General features: G+C 29.6%; 15 protein-coding genes. 11 read left to right on the forward strand and 4 right to left on the reverse strand.

All coding sequences use genetic code 11. The annotated features are described in order from the left end of the window. Positions 1-269 precede the first annotated feature (269 nt). From CXF68_RS11525 to CXF68_RS11535, 3 genes are all read left to right on the forward strand, one after another. Entirely contained in the window at positions 270-3,047 is a 2,778-nt protein-coding gene (locus CXF68_RS11525; protein WP_101044816.1) for a bifunctional aconitate hydratase 2/2-methylisocitrate dehydratase, read from the forward strand. A 244-nt stretch (positions 3,048-3,291) separates the two neighbouring features. Further along, complete coding sequence (locus CXF68_RS11530; RefSeq protein WP_101044818.1) at positions 3,292-4,224, forward strand: anti-sigma factor; 933 nt, start codon at positions 3,292-3,294, stop codon at positions 4,222-4,224. Between the two features lie 191 nt (positions 4,225-4,415). After that, entirely contained in the window at positions 4,416-4,883 is a 468-nt protein-coding gene (locus CXF68_RS11535; protein ID WP_101044820.1) for a DUF6495 family protein, read from the forward strand. Here CXF68_RS11535 and CXF68_RS11540 read toward each other — a convergent pair. Continuing rightward, positions 4,864-5,550 (reverse strand): NAD-dependent deacylase, encoded by a 687-nt coding sequence (locus CXF68_RS11540; RefSeq protein ID WP_101044822.1) that lies wholly within the window; start codon positions 5,548-5,550, stop codon positions 4,864-4,866. The genes CXF68_RS11535 and CXF68_RS11540 overlap by 20 nt on opposite strands. A 315-nt stretch (positions 5,551-5,865) precedes the next feature. On the opposite strand from CXF68_RS11540, the gene CXF68_RS20590 reads away from it, so the two are divergent. The 7 genes from CXF68_RS20590 (at position 5,866) to CXF68_RS11570 (ending at position 14,619) form a co-directional block, all read left to right on the forward strand. Beyond that, positions 5,866-6,012 carry a hypothetical protein gene (locus tag CXF68_RS20590; protein ID WP_157821912.1) on the forward strand — a complete coding sequence of 49 codons (147 nt, stop codon included), beginning with the start codon at positions 5,866-5,868 and terminating at the stop codon, positions 6,010-6,012. Positions 6,013-6,045: 33 nt separating this feature from the next. Further along, entirely contained in the window at positions 6,046-6,702 is a 657-nt protein-coding gene (locus CXF68_RS11545) for a hypothetical protein (RefSeq protein ID WP_101044824.1), read from the forward strand. Between the two features lie 104 nt (positions 6,703-6,806). Beyond that, complete coding sequence (locus CXF68_RS11550; protein ID WP_101044825.1) at positions 6,807-7,253, forward strand: phosphate-starvation-inducible PsiE family protein; 447 nt, start codon at positions 6,807-6,809, stop codon at positions 7,251-7,253. Positions 7,254-7,374: 121 nt separating this feature from the next. Next, a complete protein-coding gene (locus CXF68_RS11555; protein WP_198553807.1) occupies positions 7,375-9,711 on the forward strand; it encodes a TolC family protein in 2,337 nt (778 codons plus the stop codon). A gap of 11 nt (positions 9,712-9,722) precedes the next feature. Next, on the forward strand, positions 9,723-10,814 hold the full coding sequence (locus CXF68_RS11560) for an efflux RND transporter periplasmic adaptor subunit (RefSeq protein WP_101044830.1): 1,092 nt from the start codon (positions 9,723-9,725) through the stop codon (positions 10,812-10,814). Between the two features lie 18 nt (positions 10,815-10,832). Then, positions 10,833-13,943 carry an efflux RND transporter permease subunit gene (locus CXF68_RS11565; RefSeq protein WP_101044832.1) on the forward strand — a complete coding sequence of 1,037 codons (3,111 nt, stop codon included), beginning with the start codon at positions 10,833-10,835 and terminating at the stop codon, positions 13,941-13,943. Between the two features lies 1 nt (position 13,944). Beyond that, entirely contained in the window at positions 13,945-14,619 is a 675-nt protein-coding gene (locus CXF68_RS11570; protein WP_101044834.1) for an ion channel, read from the forward strand. Positions 14,620-14,647: 28 nt separating this feature from the next. Here CXF68_RS11570 and CXF68_RS11575 read toward each other — a convergent pair whose 3' ends face one another. Both CXF68_RS11575 and CXF68_RS11580 read right to left on the reverse strand, forming a co-directional pair. Next, a complete protein-coding gene (locus tag CXF68_RS11575) occupies positions 14,648-15,415 on the reverse strand; it encodes a LytTR family DNA-binding domain-containing protein (RefSeq protein WP_101044836.1) in 768 nt (255 codons plus the stop codon). Continuing rightward, a complete protein-coding gene (locus CXF68_RS11580) occupies positions 15,415-16,464 on the reverse strand; it encodes a sensor histidine kinase (RefSeq protein ID WP_101044838.1) in 1,050 nt (349 codons plus the stop codon). The genes CXF68_RS11575 and CXF68_RS11580 overlap by 1 nt, the downstream gene beginning before the upstream one ends. A gap of 193 nt (positions 16,465-16,657) precedes the next feature. Here CXF68_RS11580 and CXF68_RS11585 point away from each other — a divergent pair, with 193 nt between their 5' ends. Continuing rightward, positions 16,658-17,329, forward strand: a complete 672-nt coding sequence (locus CXF68_RS11585; protein ID WP_101044841.1) for an RNA methyltransferase — start codon at positions 16,658-16,660, stop codon at positions 17,327-17,329. A 164-nt stretch (positions 17,330-17,493) separates the two neighbouring features. Here the strand turns inward: CXF68_RS11585 and CXF68_RS11595 are convergent, their stop codons facing one another. Further along, complete coding sequence (locus tag CXF68_RS11595) at positions 17,494-19,803, reverse strand: DNA topoisomerase 3 (RefSeq protein WP_101044846.1); 2,310 nt, start codon at positions 19,801-19,803, stop codon at positions 17,494-17,496. Positions 19,804-20,155: the final 352 nt, after the last annotated feature.

Below are 20,155 nucleotides of genomic sequence, written 5' to 3' on the forward strand. Positions count from 1 at the left end.
AAAAATTAACATTTAAATAGGTTTTTTTTTCGAATTGTGTTTTTTTTTATGTTTTATATCAAAGTTTATTTACTAATTAAGCTAGTTAAGTGTTTATTTTTTAAATTTTATTTATAAGTAGTACTTTTGCAATACAAAAACTAATAAAAATTACATTGTTTGGCTTTTCATATTAATATGATTAAAAATATTAAATGTAAATTTAAAGTGCGTTTAATATAAGCGATAGAATTTGCAAAATAAGCCATCAACATTAAAAGAAACCTTTTATGAACATTTATCAAGATTACATCAAGGAGATCGAAGAGCGAAAAGCTCAGGGGCTTCACCCAAAACCAGTTGATGGTGCTGAATTATTAAGTGAAATTATTGAACAAATTAAAGATTCAGGTAATGAGCATAGAGAAGAATCTCTCAACTTTTTTATCTATAATGTTTTACCTGGAACTACAAGTGCAGCAACTGTAAAAGCAAAATTTTTAAAAGAAATTATCTTAGGAGAATTTGTATTAAAAGAAATTACACCTTCTTTTGCTTTTGAGCAATTATCACACATGAAAGGTGGACCTTCAGTTGATGTCTTATTAGATTTAGCCTTAGGAACTGATGTTTCTTTAGCAAGAGAAGCAGCAGCTGTTTTAAAGACGCAGGTTTTTCTTTATGAAGCGGATACAGAGCGTTTAGAGAATGCATTAAAAGCTGGAGATGATATTGCAAAAGAAATTATAGAAAGTTATGCTAAAGCAGAATTTTTCACCAAATTACCAGAGGTAGATGAAGAAATTGAAATTGTAACATTTGTTGCAGGAATTGGTGATATTTCTACAGATTTACTATCACCAGGTGCAGATGCACATTCTAGGTCAGATAGAGAGTTACATGGGCAATGTATGTTTGAGCATAATAAAGATATGCAGAATGAATTGTTAGCTCTAAAAAAACAACACCCTAATAAGCGTGTTATGTTGCTTGCTGATAAAGGAACAATGGGAGTTGGTTCATCAAGAATGTCAGGTGTAAATAACGTAGCATTATGGACAGGTATATCGTCTAGTCCATATGTACCGTTTATAAATATTGCTCCAGTAATTGCTGGTACTAATGGTATTGCTCCAATTTTCTTAACAACTGTTGGGGTAACTGGAGGTATTGGTATCGATTTAAAAAACTGGGTAAAGCAAAAAGATGCTGATGGAAATACGGTTGTAGATGAAGAAGGAGATGCTATCTTAAAAGAAGAATATTCTGTGGCTACAGGTACGGTTCTTACAATTAATACTAAAGAAAAAAAGTTATACAACGGAGATAAAGAGTTAAAAGATATTTCTACAGCTTTAACACCACCAAAAATGGAGTTTATAAAAGCAGGAGGTTCTTATGCTGTTGTTTTCGGTAAAAAATTACAAACTTTTGCCTGTAAATTATTAGGTATAGATGTTCCTCAGGTATATGCTACTTCAAAAGAAGTTTCAGTTGAAGGACAAGGTTTAACTGCTGTTGAAAAAATATTCAACAAAAATGCAGTAGGAACTACTCCTGGTAAAATATTACACGCAGGCTCTAATGTTAGAGTTGAGGTAAACATTGTTGGATCTCAAGATACTACAGGGTTAATGACTTCTCAAGAATTAGAGATGATGGCAGCTACTGTAATTTCTCCAGTTGTTGATGCTGGTTATCAATCAGGATGTCATACTGCTTCTGTTTGGGATGATAAGTCAAAAGCTAATATTCCAAGATTAATGAAGTTTATGAATGACTTTGGATTAGTAACTGCACGTCACCCTGAGGGGAAATACCATGCAATGACTGATGTTATTCATAAAGTATTAAATGATATTGCTGTTGATGATTGGGATGTAATTATAGGTGGAGATTCACATACACGTATGGCAAAAGGTGTCGCTTTTGGAGCAGATTCAGGTACCGTTGCTTTAGCTTTAGCAACAGGAGAAGCTACAATGCCAATTCCAGAATCGGTAAAAGTTACTTTTAAAGGAGAGATGAAATCTTTTATGGACTTCCGTGATGTGGTACACGCAACACAAGAACAAATGTTAAATCAGTTTGGTGGTGATAATGTATTTCAAGGAAGAATCATTGAAGTTCATATTGGAACATTAACATCTGATCAGGCATTTACATTTACAGATTGGACAGCTGAAATGAAAGCGAAAGCTTCTATCTGTATTTCAGAAGATGAAACATTAATTGAATCTTTAGAAATATCAAGAGATCGTATTCAAATCATGATTGATAAGGGTATGGATAATAAGAAGCAGGATTTTAAAGGATTAGTTGACAAAGCAAATAACCGTATCAAGGAGATTAAGTCAGGAACTAAATCGGCATTAAAACCAGATGCAGATGCTAAATATTATGCTGAAGTTGTTATTGATTTAGATAAGATTGTTGAACCAATGATTGCTGATCCAGATGTAAATAACGAAGATGTATCAAAGCGTTATACGCATGACAATATTCAACGATTATCTTTTTACGGTGGAACCAAGAAAGTTGATTTAGGTTTTATAGGTTCGTGTATGGTGCATAAAGGAGATATGCAAATATTGGCGCAAATGCTTAAAAACGTAGAAGCGCAAAAAGGGAAAGTAGAGTTTAAAGCTCCCTTAGTTGTTGCCCCACCTACATACAATATTGTAGATGAATTAAAAGCAGAAGGAGATTGGGAAGTACTAGAAAAGTATGCAGGGTTTGTATTTGATGACAATGCGCCGAAAGGAGTTGCAAGAACTAAATACGAAAACAAGTTATATTTAGAGCGTCCAGGATGTAGTTTATGTATGGGTAATCAAGAAAAAGCAGAACCAGGAGATACTGTAATGGCTACTTCTACTCGTTTATTCCAAGGAAGGGTTGTAAGAGATACTGATGGTAAAAAAGGAGAATCGTTACTTGCTTCTACACCAGTAGTAGTATTATCAACTATTTTAGGAAGAACTCCAACGATGGAAGAATATGAGAAAGCAGTTGAAGGTATCGTTTTAACTAAATTTAAGCCATCTACAAAGAAATTAGTAGTGTAGAGTTATTATGCTGTTTTATATAATTAAAAAGCTCGAGTGTATAACTCGGGCTTTTTAATTATACAGTATTAATAAGAAATAGTATAGTTATTGTTATATGTAATAATAGTAGATGGTTTTAATAATTATATTCTTCATTAAATAGGTCGTAAATTTATATATATAATAGAAGTTTTTTAAGCTATGTGTAAGTTTCAATTTTATACTCGACTTAACAGTTGTATAATAAAATACTTACACAATTATGAAAAAAGCATTTTTAAGTCTATTGGCTATTGCAGCAATTTCTTTCACTTCTTGTAGTGATGATAATGATGATATTGCAACGACAAAAACAGTAACACAATCATTTCAAAATTTACCAGATTTAGGTGATAACTATGTGTATGAAGGTTGGCTTATTGTTGGAACAGAAAAAGTATCGACAGGAAGATTTTCTCATATTGAGGGAGCTAGTAATACAAGTACATCTCTAGATATAACTAAAGTGAATGCAGCAACAGATTATGTGTTAACAATTGAATCAGCAACAGAAACAGGCACAGATTTATCAAGTCCAAGTGGATGGATTTTTTCAAAAGGAACTTTTATAAACAGTACTGCATCTCCATCAACAGATAATACATTGTATAGTGGTTCAAGTAATTTAGAAACAGCAACAGGTCAAGGATTTTTAAAAGCACCTTCAGTTGGAACTGTAGGAACAGATGCTAACGGAATTTGGTTTATCAATGCATTACCACCAACAGGAGGAGGCTTTACTAATTTACCAACACTTGCAGATGGTTGGATTTATGAAGGATGGGTTGTTATAAATGATAATTCAGGAAACCCAACACCAATTTCAACTGGTAGATTTTCAGATTCTGATGCTGCGGATGTAAGTCTTTTCGGAGCTGCTAATAACAACGAATTTAAAGGACCAAATGGAGTTCCTCCATTTCCGGGAGAAGATTTTATCATTGACCCTAATAATAGATACCCTAATGTAACTTTTCCAATTGATTTAACAAGTGCTACAGTAGTAATTTCTATTGAACCAACAACAAATGATGCAGAAACTCCTTTCGGATTAAAACCTTTTGTACAGGCTTTAAGTAGTCAAACATTAGCAACGTCTTTTTCAGTAGATAATAAATATTCAGGTAAAGTAATATCAGGTACTGTAACTAGATAAATATAAATTTTTATATGAGTTTTTAATTCGTTCTATATATTAAAACCGTCTTTTATAGATGGTTTTTTTTGTAAATAAACTTATTACATAGTATATGTGTTGTCATTTTTTAGCTAGAACTCTCTTTTTATTTAGTATTAATTTTCATAAATAAAATTGCTCATACCCTAATTTATTATTAAAATTGCCGAATGAAGTACAGACAACTTACCAAAGAACAATTTGAAGGATTGCATGAAGAATTTGCCCGTTTTTTGGCATCTCAGAGTATAAATGCAAAAGAATGGAAAGAATTAAAAGAAGAAAAACCACAAGTGGCTGAAGACGAAATGAATGTTTTTAGTGACGTTGTTTGGGATGATGTGCTTAATAAAACCGAATATTTAGAACACTTTTCTCCGAAAGTGGTTAATTTATTTAAATGTGATGAAAAAGAAACTCATCGTATCGTTATTAATATAGATAAAGATATAAATTTATTAGAGCAAGAAGGTTTTGAGTGGTTAATGAAAAACCCTAATGATGATAAAATTGAATTTCTTACAGGTACTAAAAAATACGACAAAGAACGAAATATTGAAGTTTTTGACTTAATAGAAAAAGGAAGTTCAATTTCTAAAGGAGAAATATTTGAATATTTTAATCGATTAACATCTTAAGTAATTGTTCGGTTCCTAAACTAGCAACGTCTTTAATAATTGTTAAATTATCAAAGGCGTTTTTATTTACAACAGGTTTTGGATCAATAAAGTAAATAGGGGTGCTTGCAGGTACATAATCAATTAAGCTCGCAGCAGGGTATACTTGCATTGAAGTACCAATTATTATTAAAATATCAGCTTTTGCAGTAATTTCAATAGCTTTATCTAACATTGGTACATCTTCACCAAACCATACGATATGCGGCCGTAATTGAGAATCTTTTTCACAGTGATTGCCAAGACTAATATCTTTTGTACAGTTATAAACTAAATTTTTGTCAAAAGTACTTCTCGATTTTAATAATTCACCATGTAAATGTAAAACTTTAGTACTACCAGCACGTTCATGTAAATCATCTACATTCTGAGTAACAATATTAACATGGTAATTATCTTCTAACTTAACTAAATTTACATGTGCTTTATTAGGTGAAACAGTAAGTAGTTGTTTTCTGCGTTGATTGTAAAAATTGAGAACTAATTCAGGGTTTGCACGAAAACCTTGTGGTGAAGCAACTTCGTAAATATCATGACCTTCCCATAAACCATCAGCACCTCTAAAAGTTTCAATTCCACTTTCAGCACTAATACCAGCACCTGTTAATATTACCAACCTTTTTTTCATCTATTTATTATGTTATAACAAGAGCTATTATTCAGTTATTAGAAAAAACACTAATTATCATTTTTCTTGATACTAAAGTATGAATTTTTAGTGTATTTGTTGTGTGGCTGATCAAGGATTATTAGTTGGTATTAAATCCATTCCTCTTTGATTATCTCATTCAATTTTTATATTCATTGAATTTTGACATAGCTCATTTATATTCACTTGCTAATAAATACATTTCACCTTTCATTTTTGTCGAGTCACTTAGATCTTCATAGTATGCTTTTGAGGTTCAGGATATATTTGTATAGAATTTAAAACTAAACAATTATGACAACTCAAAATTTAACAATCAAGATTAATATAATTAATAAAATAGTTGAAATATTAAATAAAAAGGGAATGGAAATTTTAAAAAAAATAAGTAAAACTTTAAAAGAGTTAGGTAGTGGAGCAGGATATGCATTGAGGCATTAAACCAATTTTTAATCACTTTAAAACATCGTAATCGTGAAAATATTTTTTAAAACATTCGGAATATTAGTATTAACTGCATTACAATTTAGTTGTTCGTCAGTTGAAACACTTAGTTCATGGAAAAAGGACAAGTCTTTAGGTTTAAAGAACAAAAATATTATTGTTTTTAGTAAAACAGAAGATAATTTAATAAGAAGGCAATTTGAAGAGAATCTCGTAAATCGTTTAAATGATAATGGAGTACATTCTATAGAAAGCTATAAGAGCTTTCCTGTAATTGATAGTAATAAAAAACTTTCAGTTATAGAAGAAAGTGAATTAGTGAACAGAATTAAAAATAAAGATATTGATGTAGTGGTTTTAACAACATTAAAGGAGATACAAGAATATACGAAATCAGTAGAATCTAGTGCTGAATATTCAGTAAGAAGTTATCCTGTTTATTTTTATAATAAGTATAGTGGTAATTTTTATATAGACTATGTAAATAACTATTATCAAACTAAACCAGCACGTATTGAAAATTTTGAAGTAAAAAAATATATTTTAGAAACAGTTGTTTTTGATTTGACAGAAAAGGATGATAACCAGTTAATTTCTGTGATTATTTCAGAGATAGATAACCCTAAGAATTTAAGAGCTATCTCTAAAGATTTTTCAAAAGAAATAGTGAAATTATTAATTGATTAGGTTATCAGATTTCGTAAAAAAACTATCGCTAATTTCATAACTAAGTAGTTTTTTAAGTGTAAAACAAATTTATAAAAAATAGACAAACCAATTATTTATAACAAATGAAAAAAATTGAGACAAAAGTTATAAAAAGTATAGAAATAATAGAAAAGGGGATTCTAGTAATTTTATTATTAGCACTTTTATCAGTTGTTATTTACTCAGTAATAATGTTTATAGGACTACTTTTTAGTGACGTTATTTTAGGAGTACAAGATTCATTTTCTATAGAAAATGATATATTAATACATTTACATAAGGTCTTTGGCGGTTTTTTATCTGTCTTAATAGGTGTTGAATTATTACACACTATAAAAATGTATTTGAAAGAAGGTATAGTGCATGTAGAAATCGTATTACTTGTTGCTTTAATAGGAATATCAAGACATGTTATTGATTTGGATATAGCTCATATGAAACCTTTTGTTATTATGGCTATTAGTTCTTTGATTATAGCACTTTCTGTCGGTTATTTTTTAATAAAAAGAGGAATACGGAAACCTAAGTAGTTATCTTTATCCCCGCCTTAATAAAAAGAGCTTTTTCGTAAGAGAATATAACTTTAAAAGGTGAAAGTAAATTAATTGTTATATATTTAAAATGTTTATTTTACGTATTATTATGTCGCAAATGAAAAAAATACTACCATTTTTGTTTTTTGTATTAATTTTTAATCTAAGCTATGCACAAACTATTACTATAGGGCTTCTTACAGATAAAAATACTCCAGAAATTCAACCTTTATTAGAACAATTAAAAACAGAGATTAGCGCTGTTCTTGGGCAAGGCCAAATAATTAATTTTAATAAACCGTTGGAAAATAACTATAATTTAGAAAAAGCAAAAACAAACTATAGATCGCTAGTTGATAATAATGGTGTAGATATTATTTTATCTTTAGGTGTGTTAGATAATATTGCTATTTACCAGTATAAAACTTATGCAAAGCCAACAATTGTTTTTGGTTCTATAAATTCTGATTTTATAAACCTTTTACCAGAGCAGAAAACAAGTCAAATTAATAACATCACATATATCATTACGCCTTTATCTTATAAAAAAGATCTAGAGGCTTTTAAAACATTATTCGATTATAAAAATATTGGGATTATAGTTGATGACTATGTAGCTGATATATTACCACTTCAATCTGTATTTGAACCTTATTTTACAAAAGAAGGAAAGCAATATAAAATTATTAGAATTACCGAAACAGGTTTAATGTCTGAGTCATTAGATGGTTTAGATGCTGTTTATCTAGGAGGAGGTTTTCAATTAAATAATACACAATTCAAAAGTTTAATAAATACCGTAAATGTTAAGAAATTACCCTCATTTTCTGCTAATAGAATTGCAGATGTTGAACGTGGTATTTTGGCAACCAATCAACCACAAACAAATTTAGATCAATTTTTTAGACGAATTGCTTTAAATATTGAAGCCATAACAAATGGAACAAATGCATCAGAATTGCCAATACTATTAGAATATAAAAATAAATTAACGATAAACTTTAATACAGCTAAACAAATAGATTTTCCGCTACGGTATGCGATGTTAGGTTTTGCTGACTTTATTGCAGGCAATGAAGAACCTAATAAAAAAGATGCTTTATCTCTTTTAGATATAATGAATAGTGTTGTTGATAGAAATTTAGGGTTGTCTTCAGCTAAAAAAGGTATAGAGTTAGTTCAACAAGATATAAAATTGGCTAAAAGTGGTTATTTACCTAATGTTACAGCAAGTGTTAATGGTGTTTATTTAGATCCAAGGGTTGCTAAAATATCTAATGGAACAAATCCTGAGTTTTCAACTTCAGGAGCTATTGTTGCCGAGCAACTTATTTATTCTGAAAGTGCATCAGCAAATGTTGATATTCAAAAAGAATTACAAAAGGCTGAAAAGGCAAAATACAACGCTAGTGAGTTAGATGCTTTATTGAATGCATCTGTCGCTTATTTTAATGCTTTAATATTAAAAACAAATGCCACTATTCAGAATCAAAACTTGCAGTTAACAAAACGAAATTTAGAATTAGCAGAACAAAATTTTGAAGGTGGAGCTTCAGGGAAATCAGATGTATTACGTTTTAAAAGTCAATTAGCACAAAATACGCAAAACCTTATAGATGCACGAAATCAACTTAAACAAGCATTCTTTACGATTAATCAATTAACAAATACGACCATAAATAAAGACATAGATATTGCTGATGCAGTATTATCACAAGGTGTTTTTAAAAATTACAAGTACGAAGATTTTTATACGATTTTAGATAATCCAAAATTACAACCAGCATTAATTGATTTTTTAGTTGAAGAAGCTAAGAAAAACGCACCAGAATTAAAGAGTTTAGATTATAATTTAAACATTACAAAACGTACTTATAAATTAAATGATACAGGTCGTTTTATTCCAACAGTAGCATTGCAAGGACAGTATAATTTAGCTATTTCAAAATCCGGAGAAGGAACTACTTTTCCAACTGGTTTTCCAAGTGCTCCAGATGGAACATATAATTTTGGATTGAATGTGTCACTTCCAATTTTTAATCAAAATCAACGTAATATTAAACGTCAAACAGCTAAAATACAAGAAGAACAATTAGGTTTTGAGAAACAGAATATTGAATTAAGTATCGAAAAGAATGTTAATGATATTATTCTAGATTTAATTAGTCAGATAGCCAATATTGAAATTTCTAAAGTAGCAGAAAATACAGCTAAAGAAAGTTTAGACTTAACGCAAAACGCATATAAGCAAGGAGCGGTACCAGTGATTCAATTAATTGATGCACAAAACAATTATTTACAATCGCAATTAGGAAGTGCTACAGCAAACTACAATTATTTACTAACGTCAATGAAATTAGAACGTACTATTGGGTATTTCTTTTTAGCCCATACCGAAGTAGAAAATCAAGAATTCATTCAAAATGTTAACGCTTATTTTTTAAGTAAAAACTAACAGCTACCATCATGAAAATTAAACTATATACAGCAATAATTTTATTAACTTTAATTGCTTTTGTATCTTGTAAAGAAGAAGAAAAAACTAAGAAAATTGTTTTAAGGCCTGTAAAATATACAGTTGTTGGAGATGTTAATACGCAAAAGATAAGAACTTTTAGTGGAGTTGCCAAAGCTGGTGATGAAATAGAGTTAAGTTTTAGAGGTAGTGGAATCATTACTAAAGTGAATGTAAGTAAAGGTCAAAAAGTAAAAAAAGGAGACGTGATTGCAAAACTTGATAATGTAGAAGCAAGCTTAGCTTATGAGCAAAGTGTATCAGCTTTAAAAAGTGCTAAATCGTCAATGAATACTTCAAAATCTAATCTTAATCGTATAAAGTCTTTATATGAAAAAGGAAGTAATTCGTTGAGTGATTACGAGCAAGCTAAAAATTCGTATCAAACAGCTTTAGATCAATTTGAAAGTGCAAAACGAAACAAAAGTATTCAAGCAACACAATTAAGTTATGGAGTTATAAAAGCACCTAAAGACGGATTGATAGCAGATACCGAAGGTAGAGTAGGTGAACGTGTTGGAGCTGGACATCAATTTGCAATTTTAAATGCAGGTAAAGAAATGAAAATTGAAGTTGGTTTACCTGAAACAGTCGTAAATAAAGTGACTATTGGTATGATTACTAAATTAGAATTTTCAGCATTAGAAGGTAAAATATTATCAGGAAAAGTTATAGAAGTGTCTCCAATTATAGATACTGACGCAGCAACTTATAAAGCATCAATAGGTATAGATACTCCTTTAGAGGAAATAAAACCTGGAATGGCATCAAGCGTAACTTTTGATTTTTCTGAAGTTAATGTAATAGCTAATAAATCATTAATTATTCCTGTAAAAGCTGTTGGAGAAGATGGTAAAGGTCGCTTTGTATTTATTATATCATCAAAAGATGGTAAAAAAGGTAAAGTAAGTAAACATCATATAGAATTAGGTGAACTGACAACCGATGGTTTTAAAGTAAAAAGCGGTTTAAAAAATGGTGATAAAATAGCTACAGCAGGCTTACAAACCTTACTTGATGGTCAGCAAGTAAGGTTAAAATAATAAACTTAAAAATAAACTATGAATCTTACCGAGTTTTCAATAAATCGTAATCGTGTTGTTTTAAGTATACTGGCAGTTGTAATGGTTATGGGGGTGCTTTTTTATACATCATTATCAAGAGATAGTATGCCACCATATACTATTCGTGTAGCCTCAATTGTATCATCTTTTCCAGGAGCAAGTCCTGAACGAGTAGAGGAATTGGTTAGTGATAAAATTGAAAAAATCGCACAAGAATTACCTGAATTAAAATCTGTTAAAAGTACATCTCGTACTGGGCTCTCAATTGTTAATGTAGAGTTAAAGATGGAGGTTAAACCTGAAGAATTACAACCTGTTTGGGATAGGTTACGACGTAAGTTGAGTACAGTTCAAGGTTTACCAAATAATGTACATCCGCAGTTAAAAGATGATGGTATTGGTGAGGTTTTTGGAATTGCGGTTGGGTTAATCTCTGATGGTTTTGCATATGCAGAAATGAAAGATTATGCAGATGATTTAAGAGATGATTTAATTAAATTAGAAGATGCTGCAAAAGTAGAATTAAAAGGTGTGCAAGATGAACGTGTCTTTGTAGAATTTGAAAATATACGTTTAAAAACATATGGATTAACAGCTAGTAAATTGCAAAATATTATTGCTGGTACTAATATTTTAAGTTCTGGAGGAACCATTAATGTAGAATCAGAACGTATTATTTTAGAACCAACAGGGAATTTTAATGATATTGCATCTATTCGCAATATGTTAATTCCTGTTGGGCAAAATGGGCAAGTATTAGCTTTAAAAGATATTACTACTGTTAAGAAAGGATATATAAACCCACCAAAGCAAAAAGTACGTATTAATGGTAAAGATGCCATTTCACTTCATGTTTCACTTAAAAAAGGAGCTAACATTATCAAATTAGGTGAGGAGTTAGATGTTATATTAGCTGAATGGAAGGATAAATTACCAGTTGGTTTAGAGGTGTCTCGTTTAGCATCAATAGATACTTATATTGATTTAAAAATTAATAATTTTATAGGTAATCTTTTACAAGCTATTGCTATTGTATTAGCTGTAATGCTTTTCTTTTTAGGTGTAAGAACAGGGTTGGTTATTGCAAGTTTAATACCTATTGTAACCATTACAACTTTAATGATAATGGGGTTAATTGATATTGGCTTAAATCAAATTTCACTAGCTGCATTAATTATGGCGTTGGGTATGATGGTTGATAATGCTATTGTGGTTGCAGAATCGGTTATGGTAAAAATGGAAGAAGGTATTCCTGTTAAAAAAGCAGCAATAGAATCTTGTTCAGAATTATTTACACCTTTATTAATTTCAACATTAACAACATCTGCAGCATTCTTAGCTTTTTTTATGGCAGAATCTGTAATGGGTGATATAATGGGACCAATTTTTGTTGTTATTACTATTGCATTGCTAGCATCTTGGGTAATTGCGTTGAGTATCGTTACGTTATTCTGTGTGTTTTTCTTAAAAGTAAAGCCCAAAGAAGTTGGGAAAGTTAGCTTTTTAGATAAACTAATTAACGGACTTAAAAATAAATATAAAGACCTTATTCTTTTAGCGTTATCTTGGAAAAAATCTGTTTTAATCTTAATTGTATTCATGTTTTTCTTATCTATTTTTGGATTTGGATTTTTAAGTTTTGTTTTTTTTCCAGATAGTGATCGTAATATGATAACTGTAGACATTAATTTACCAGAAGGTACAAAAATTGAAAGCACGACCGCAGTTGTTAATGCCCTTGAAGATTATATGTTATCTGATTTAAAAGTAACAGCTAGTAAAACTGATGGAATTGTAGATTGGTCAGCTTATATTGGAGAAGGACCGGCTGCTTATGATTTAGGGTATAATGCAGATGAAGCGAATTCTAATTATGCTCATATTTTAATAAATACATCCTCTTTTTTAGTTAATAATCTAATGGTTGAAAAACTAGATGCTTTTGGGTTTGAAAACTTTCCGAATGCCGACATTAAGGTAGGTTTACTTGGTTCTGGTGGTGGTGGAACGCCTGTAGAAATTGAAGTATCTGGTGATAATCCTGATAAACTAGCAAGTATTTCTGAAGCTATAAAAGCAAAACTATTTACAATTTCAGGTACTAAAAATATTAAAGACGATTGGGGCCCAAAAGGTAAAAAGTTTGTTATTGATATTGATGCTAATAAAGCACAAACCGCTGGAGTAACAAATAAAGATATTGCAACGTCTTTGCAAACTGTTTTAGATGGTTTTCAAGCAGGAGAATATAGAGAAGGAGATAAATCTATTCCTATTGTAATGAAGAGCGATCAAAAGAAGCAGCAATCATTATCGTCATTAGAAACTTTAAACATTTATGCACAAAACTCTGGAAAGAGTGTGCCTTTATTACAAGTAGCTTCTATAGTACCTGAATGGCAATACTCAAAAATTAAGCGTGTTGACTTAACTAGAACAATTAAAGTATCGAGTGAGTTAACAATTACGGGTAATGCTTCAGAAGTTACACAAGCTATAACACCTTGGTTAGAAAAACAAAAAGAAGCTTGGGGTAAAGATTATAATTACGAGCTAGGAGGTGATGCTAAAAGTTCAGCAGAGAATATGGGAGCTGTTGCTAACTATTTACCTTTATCAGCATTTATAATTGTTATGTTGTTAATCATTCAATTTAATTCTTTTAGAAAAATGATAATGATAGTGTGTACGATTCCTTTAGGTGTTATAGGTATGGTTTTAGGTTTACTATTATTTGGTGTACCATTTGGCTTTATGGCATTTTTAGGTGTAATTTCATTAGCAGGAATTGTTATTAATAACGCTATCGTACTAGTGGATAGAATTGAAATAGAAGAAAACGAATTAAAAAGAAAACCACAAGATGCCATTATAGCAGCTTGTTTACAGCGTTTCAGGCCTATATTATTAGCAACATTTACAACTGTATTAGGTTTAATACCATTGTATCTTGGAGGAGGTGAAATGTGGGAACCTATGGCAGTAACCATTATGATTGGCTTATTGTTTGGTACTGTAATTACGTTGTTGTTTATACCCGCATTTTATAGTGTAATGTATAAAGTAGATTATAAGGATTATGAGTTTAATGAAGATTTACTGAATTAAAATGTTAGAACGATTATATTCACATCGATTTAGTATTTTCTTTATTAGCCAAATAGTAATATTATTTGGTTCATTATTAATTCCTTCTGGTGTTTTTGAAAGTTTAATACTATCTATATTTTTCCTAATAAATATTGTTGCAGGTATTGTTTTAGTCTCAAAAAGCAAATTTTTTTTATGGTTTTTTATAGGGCTTTTATGTATACTCTTCTTAAATTTTATTTTTAAGTTAGAAGAAAAAAAATTGCTATTCAGATACATAAAAATGGGAGGGTATTTTTTGTTTTATGGTTTTGTCGCTACACAATTAATTAAACAAGTTTGGCTAGCTAAAATTGTAGATAGAAATGTTATTTTTGGGCTAATAAGTGGTTATATCTCATTAGGATTAATTGGTTTTTTTATCTGTCTAGCAATAGAAATTTCAAATCCTGGTTCTTTCGAAGGTTTAAAAGTGATGGTTTCTAATACTGATGCTTTAACAGAACAATTGATGTATTTTAGCTATATAACCTTATTAACTATTGGATATGGTGACATATTACCTGTAACTACTTTAGCTCAGAAAGCAACCATATTAATTGGTTTAATGGGGCAAATGTATTTAGTTGTTATTACAGCCATTGTTGTTGGTAAATACATTAATCAATCTGTAGTTACAAATAAAAAAGATTGATAAAAAAAATTAAAAGGTGAAATTTATTTTAAGAATTAATCCAGTCTTTAAAATCTTTAGATTTCGCTCTACTAATTACAATTTTTTCTTTATTAATAGGATTTGTATTTAATATTAACTTACCTGTAAAATAGGGTTTTATGTTTACTATAGAATCTTTGTTAATTATAAACTGTCTATTTACTCTGTAAAATTGTATTGGATTAACATCCTCTTCAATATCTTCTAATTTTTCATTGATTATAAATGATTTATTATTAAAAGTAACAGCTCTAATTATACCTGTATCAATAGTAAAAAAAGCAATATCATTTATTTTTATAGGTAGTAGCGTATCTTGTTTCTGAACAAGGTATGTTGTTTTATATGTTGGGTTTTCTTTTTTAAGAAGATCTAAAAGTCCTTGAACTTGCGTTTGAGTTTTAGCTACTTCAGGTGTATTGTTTAATTGTTTAAACTTACTAATAGCTTTTTCTAATTCTTCTTTATTTATTGGTTTCAATAAATAATCTACACTATTTACTTTAAAAGCTTTAATTGCATATTGATCATAAGCAGTAGTAAAAATTATAGGGGTAGTTATATTTACTTGCTTAAATATTTCAAAAGAAATACCATCAGATAAGTGAATATCCATAAAAAGTAAATCAGCATCATTAGGTTTGGATAAATAAGAAATACTAGATTTTACAGAATCTAAAACTTTTAAAACCTCTATATTCTGATCTATTTTATTTAATAAAAACTCTAACTGTTCACTTGCGGTTATTTCATCTTCTATAATTACAACTTTCATTATAATGGTAGTTTAACTTTAAAATTATTATTTGCCTTGTCAATAGTTATAGTGTCTTTCATTAACAAAGAAAAACGTTTTTGTATATTTTTTAATCCTTTTCCTGTAGTAGGGCCGAATGTAATTCTTGGTTTTATTTCGTTTTGAACTATTAGTGTATTTTCTTGATTAAATACTTTAACAATTAAAGGGTTTTCTTTTGACGTTTCGTTATGCTTTACTGCGTTTTCAACAAGTAATTGTAAAGATAAAACAGGAATTTTATAGTTTAATAAATGTTCTTGAATATTAACATTTACTGAAACTCTATCCTTATATCTTGCTTTTATTAAATGAACATAGTTTTTTAAAAAATCTAATTCTTCTTCTAAAGTAACTACATCTTTTTCTCCACTTTGTAATATGTATCTGTATAGATAAGATAATTTAGTAATAAATGTTGTTGCTTCTTCATTATCTCTAACTAAAGCACTCAAAGAGTTTAAAGAGTTGAATAAAAAATGAGGATTTACCTGATTCTTCAAAGCCATTAATTCATTTTGTAAACTATGTATTTTAAGTGCTTCTTTTTCAATTAAATCATTTTTGTGAATAACTTGATAACGTAACAATTTAGCTATAAAAATTAATGTTAAAAAAATTATAGTATAACCAAAATATAGCAGCTCAATTTCAGATTTTGAAGCTTCTTGTTTTGTAATAAATGGTGAAATAAGAAGAAAAAGTTTAATGACAATAAAAAATAAGACTATATGAACAATTGTATAGATACCTATTTCTATAGAGAAATTTTTATTCTTTAAATGTTTATACCAATTAGTATTTAGTTGAAGTATGAACCAAGAAACTGAAAATAGAAATATCAATCTAAATACTATATCTAATAAAGGTGTATTTAAAGTGTTGTTACTTTCTGATGAAAAATTATTAAATACTGATAGTGCTTTATGTAAGTTAAATAGTATTGAATCTAATAAAGCGATAACTATTATAATTGCTTGATTAATTTTTTGTGATTGCCAATTATTGTTATTTAAAAGTGTGCTCATATAAATTCAAAATTACATTAATTTAGAGTATATATTAACTTGAAAGAAGTTTTTCTTAAAAAGAAAAGGTATATGGCTAAAGGAATTTATGTAGGCAGGATAATAAATTCTATTAAAGTTATCTATTTTTTTAAAAATTACTCATTATGAATTTTTATGAAACTAAAATATGAAATTTTAGTATGTTTGCTCTATGATTGATGAAGGATTATTAGCGTATTTAGAAGGTTTTATTACAGATAAACGTAAAGACACATTTAACAAGGTGTTAAATAAGAGAACACGCCATTTTGCGGTTGTGTTAGAGGATATATTTCAACCACATAATGCAAGTGCAGTTGTAAGAAGCTGTGATATTTTTGGAGTTCAAGATGTATATGCTATTGAGAATAGGTTTACAAACAAAGTATCTAGGCATGTTGCAAAAGGAAGTCAGAAATGGTTAAATATTAATAGGTACAAAGAAGATGGTGATAATACCAAAGCTTGTTTAGAAGATTTACGAGCAAAAGGATATCAAATTATTGGTACAACACCACATACCGATTCTTGTGTATTGGCTGATTTTGATGTAACAAAGAAGTCTGCTTTTGTATTTGGAGCTGAAAAAGACGGAATTTCTGATTATATAAAACAGGAAGCTGATGGTTTTTTAAAAATACCAATGGTTGGTTTTACCGAAAGTTTAAATATATCGGTTGCGGCTGCTATAACTTTAAACGATGTAACTTCTCGTTTAAGAAAAACAGCCGTGAATTGGGAGTTATCTGTTGAAGAAAAAAGAGTTTTGTATTTTGAATGGATAAAAAATACCATTAAAAACCCTGATAAGTTAATTGAGTATTATCACAATGAAAGAAAATAAAGCAATAGGGCTTTTAATTATTCTAGTAGGAGTCTTAGTCCTTTTTTATAAAAGAGATGGGTTTTATGGTTGGGGAGGATACGTTGACAAGTCTTGGGAAAACATAGTGATTAGCTTAGCCCTAATTATTATTGGAGTATTTCTGATAAAAAGAAATAAGAAAGTTAATTAGAACTTATGATTCTTAATACTAGCTCTTTAGTTAGCGGTTGCCCATTAGCCATTTTTTTGATGTTATCAAAAGTAAAAACAAACTTACATCCATTTTTATAATCTGAACACCCATAAGCCGATTTCCCTTTTAAAACAGTTCCTTTTTTACATTTTGGACATGTAATAGTATCTGGGGTTTCAGTTGTTCTCGATTCCGCTCGAACTGACACTTGTTTAGGTTCTAGTTTTAAATTAAAAACATCATCAAAACGAACTAAGCCTTCAATTTTTGCATCACCTTGTTTAAAACCTTTTAAGTTAGTAGTACAGCCTTTATCAATGAGACGAATTAATTGATTTTCAGATATTTTTTTATCCATAAAATCAAAAGGCAATTTAAAATCACAACCATTTTTGTATCCAGAACATCCATAAGCAGTACTTCCTTTTAGTAATTTTCCTTTTTTACATTTAGGACACTCTTTACTTACAACTGTTTTTTTCTTTGGAGCTTCTTTTTTTTCAGTAACTTTAGGTGTTTCATTTTCAGAAGAAAGACGTTTAATTTTAGTGTTTGAGCGAACTTCATAGACCAACTCATCCACCATTTTTTTCATGTTATTAATGAAAGTTCCAGCGTTAAATTCACCTCGTTCAATTTCTTTTAAACGTTTTTCCCAACGCCCCGTTAATTCTGCAGATTTTAATAATTCATTATCAATCAAATCAATTAAATCGATTCCTGTTTGAGTAGGGATCACTAATTTTTTTTGACGAGCTATATATTTTCTTCTAAATAAAGTTTCAATAATACTTGCACGTGTAGAAGGACGACCGATACCGTTCTCTTTCATTAGTTCACGCATTTCATCATCATCAACTTGTTTACCTGCCGTTTCCATAGCACGTAGTAAACTTGCCTCCGTATAATTACGAGGCGGTTTGGTCTCTTTCTCTAAAAAGCTAGGTTCATGCGGTCCTTTTTCTCCTTTTACAAAAGTAGGGAGTGTAGCATCTGTTGTTTTTTTAGAATCATTTCCATGTTCGAAAACAATGCGCCAACCTTTAGATAAAATTTCTTTTCCGCTTGTTTTAAAGGATATTTTATCAACTTCACCAATTACAGCGGTATTTGCGACTTCACTTTCTGGATAAAAAACAGCAATAAAACGACGTGTAATAATATCATACACTTGTTGCTGATTGTATTGTAAATTATTCTGAATTCCAGTAGGAATAATAGCGTGGTGATCTGTTACTTTTTTATCATCAAAAACCTTTTTAGATTTCTTTATTTTCTGACCTAATAACGGTTTTGTTAATTGACTATAGTTTGTTAATTTACTTAAAATACCTGCTATTTTCGGATACACATCATTTGGTAAAAAGGTTGTATCAACTCTTGGATAGGTTACTACTTTCATTTCATAAAGCTTTTGAACCATTTTTAATGTTTCATCGGCAGAAAACCCAAACTTATTATTACAGTATACTTGTAAACCTGTTAAATCGAATAATTTAGGCGCATATTCTTTTCCTTTCTTTTTGGTAACCGACGTGATTTCAAAATCACTTTCTTTTACTTTATCTGCAAAAACTTGACCTTCTTCTTTTTTAAGAAAACGACCTTCTTCATAACTAAATAGTGTTTCACGATATAAAGTTTGCAGTTCCCAATAAGGTTGTGGTTTAAAGTTTTCAATTTCTTTAAATCGATTAACGAGCATGGCTAGGGTAGGAGTTTGTACTCTACCTACAGATAATACTTGTTTGTATCCACCAAATTTAACGGTATATAATCGAGTTGCATTTAATCCTAATAACCAATCGCCAATGGCACGTGAAAAACCAGCATAATACAAATTATCGTATTGTTCAGAAGGTTTTAAATTATTAAAACCTTCTCTAATAGCTTCTTCAGTTAAAGAAGAAATCCATAAACGTTGTACTTCACCTTTATAATTTGCCTGGTTTATTACCCAGCGTTGTATTAATTCTCCTTCTGTTCCTGCATCCCCACAATTAATAACAACATCAGCTCTTTCAAATAAAGATTTAACGATATTAAATTGTTTTTGAATACCTCCATCGTTCGTTACTTTGGTGTCAAAACGTTCGGGAAGCATTGGTAAATTATTTAAATCCCAACTTTTCCAATGCGCTTTGTAATCTTTAGGTTCTAAAAGAGTACATAAATGACCAAAAGTATAGGTAACTGCATAGCCATTACCTTCGAAATATCCGTCTCGTTTGGTATTGGCTCCTAATATATTAGCAATTTCTCGTGCTACACTTGGTTTCTCTGCGATACAGACTTTCATTATCTCTATTTAGAAGTTCGAAATTACTAAAATATTTATGAATGTTGGAAAATCATTTTAATTTGTTTTTGGTATGCTTAGTTTAAAAAAAACGTTCATAGTTTAGCTTATGTTGTAAATTTATAAGTGCTTTAAAAAGAAAGCTTATGGAGCTATAGAAAATAATGCTATTCTAAATTTTGATTTAGGGAGTCGTAACTATGTGGTCATATTAAGATAATTATTCTATTCGAATAACTCATGGCTTAGGATTGTAATTTAATTTAAGGTGTTGTTCTAATATACATTTTGATGTAAACAATGATCAGTCATACTTTCTTCATATAATATAAAATCTACTGAGATATATTTA

Source organism: Tenacibaculum sp. Bg11-29, assembly GCF_002836595.1.
Classification (GTDB): Bacteria; Bacteroidota; Bacteroidia; order Flavobacteriales; family Flavobacteriaceae; genus Polaribacter.

Excerpts from the sequence above, each read along its gene's own strand:
- CXF68_RS11525 (WP_101044816.1), top strand. The coding sequence starts at position 270 with ATGAACATTTATCAAGATTACATCAAGGAGATCGAAGAGCGAAAAGCT.
- CXF68_RS11530 (WP_101044818.1), top strand. The coding sequence starts at position 3,292 with ATGAAAAAAGCATTTTTAAGTCTATTGGCTATTGCAGCAATTTCTTTC.
- CXF68_RS11535 (WP_101044820.1), top strand. The coding sequence starts at position 4,416 with ATGAAGTACAGACAACTTACCAAAGAACAATTTGAAGGATTGCATGAA.
- CXF68_RS11540 (WP_101044822.1), bottom strand. The coding sequence starts at position 5,550 with ATGAAAAAAAGGTTGGTAATATTAACAGGTGCTGGTATTAGTGCTGAA.
- CXF68_RS20590 (WP_157821912.1), top strand. The coding sequence starts at position 5,866 with ATGACAACTCAAAATTTAACAATCAAGATTAATATAATTAATAAAATA.
- CXF68_RS11550 (WP_101044825.1), top strand. The coding sequence starts at position 6,807 with ATGAAAAAAATTGAGACAAAAGTTATAAAAAGTATAGAAATAATAGAA.
- CXF68_RS11555 (WP_198553807.1), top strand. The coding sequence starts at position 7,375 with ATGAAAAAAATACTACCATTTTTGTTTTTTGTATTAATTTTTAATCTA.
- CXF68_RS11560 (WP_101044830.1), top strand. The coding sequence starts at position 9,723 with ATGAAAATTAAACTATATACAGCAATAATTTTATTAACTTTAATTGCT.
- CXF68_RS11565 (WP_101044832.1), top strand. The coding sequence starts at position 10,833 with ATGAATCTTACCGAGTTTTCAATAAATCGTAATCGTGTTGTTTTAAGT.
- CXF68_RS11570 (WP_101044834.1), top strand. The coding sequence starts at position 13,945 with ATGTTAGAACGATTATATTCACATCGATTTAGTATTTTCTTTATTAGC.
- CXF68_RS11575 (WP_101044836.1), bottom strand. The coding sequence starts at position 15,415 with ATGAAAGTTGTAATTATAGAAGATGAAATAACCGCAAGTGAACAGTTA.
- CXF68_RS11580 (WP_101044838.1), bottom strand. The coding sequence starts at position 16,464 with ATGAGCACACTTTTAAATAACAATAATTGGCAATCACAAAAAATTAAT.
- CXF68_RS11585 (WP_101044841.1), top strand. The coding sequence starts at position 16,658 with ATGATTGATGAAGGATTATTAGCGTATTTAGAAGGTTTTATTACAGAT.
- CXF68_RS11595 (WP_101044846.1), bottom strand. The coding sequence starts at position 19,803 with ATGAAAGTCTGTATCGCAGAGAAACCAAGTGTAGCACGAGAAATTGCT.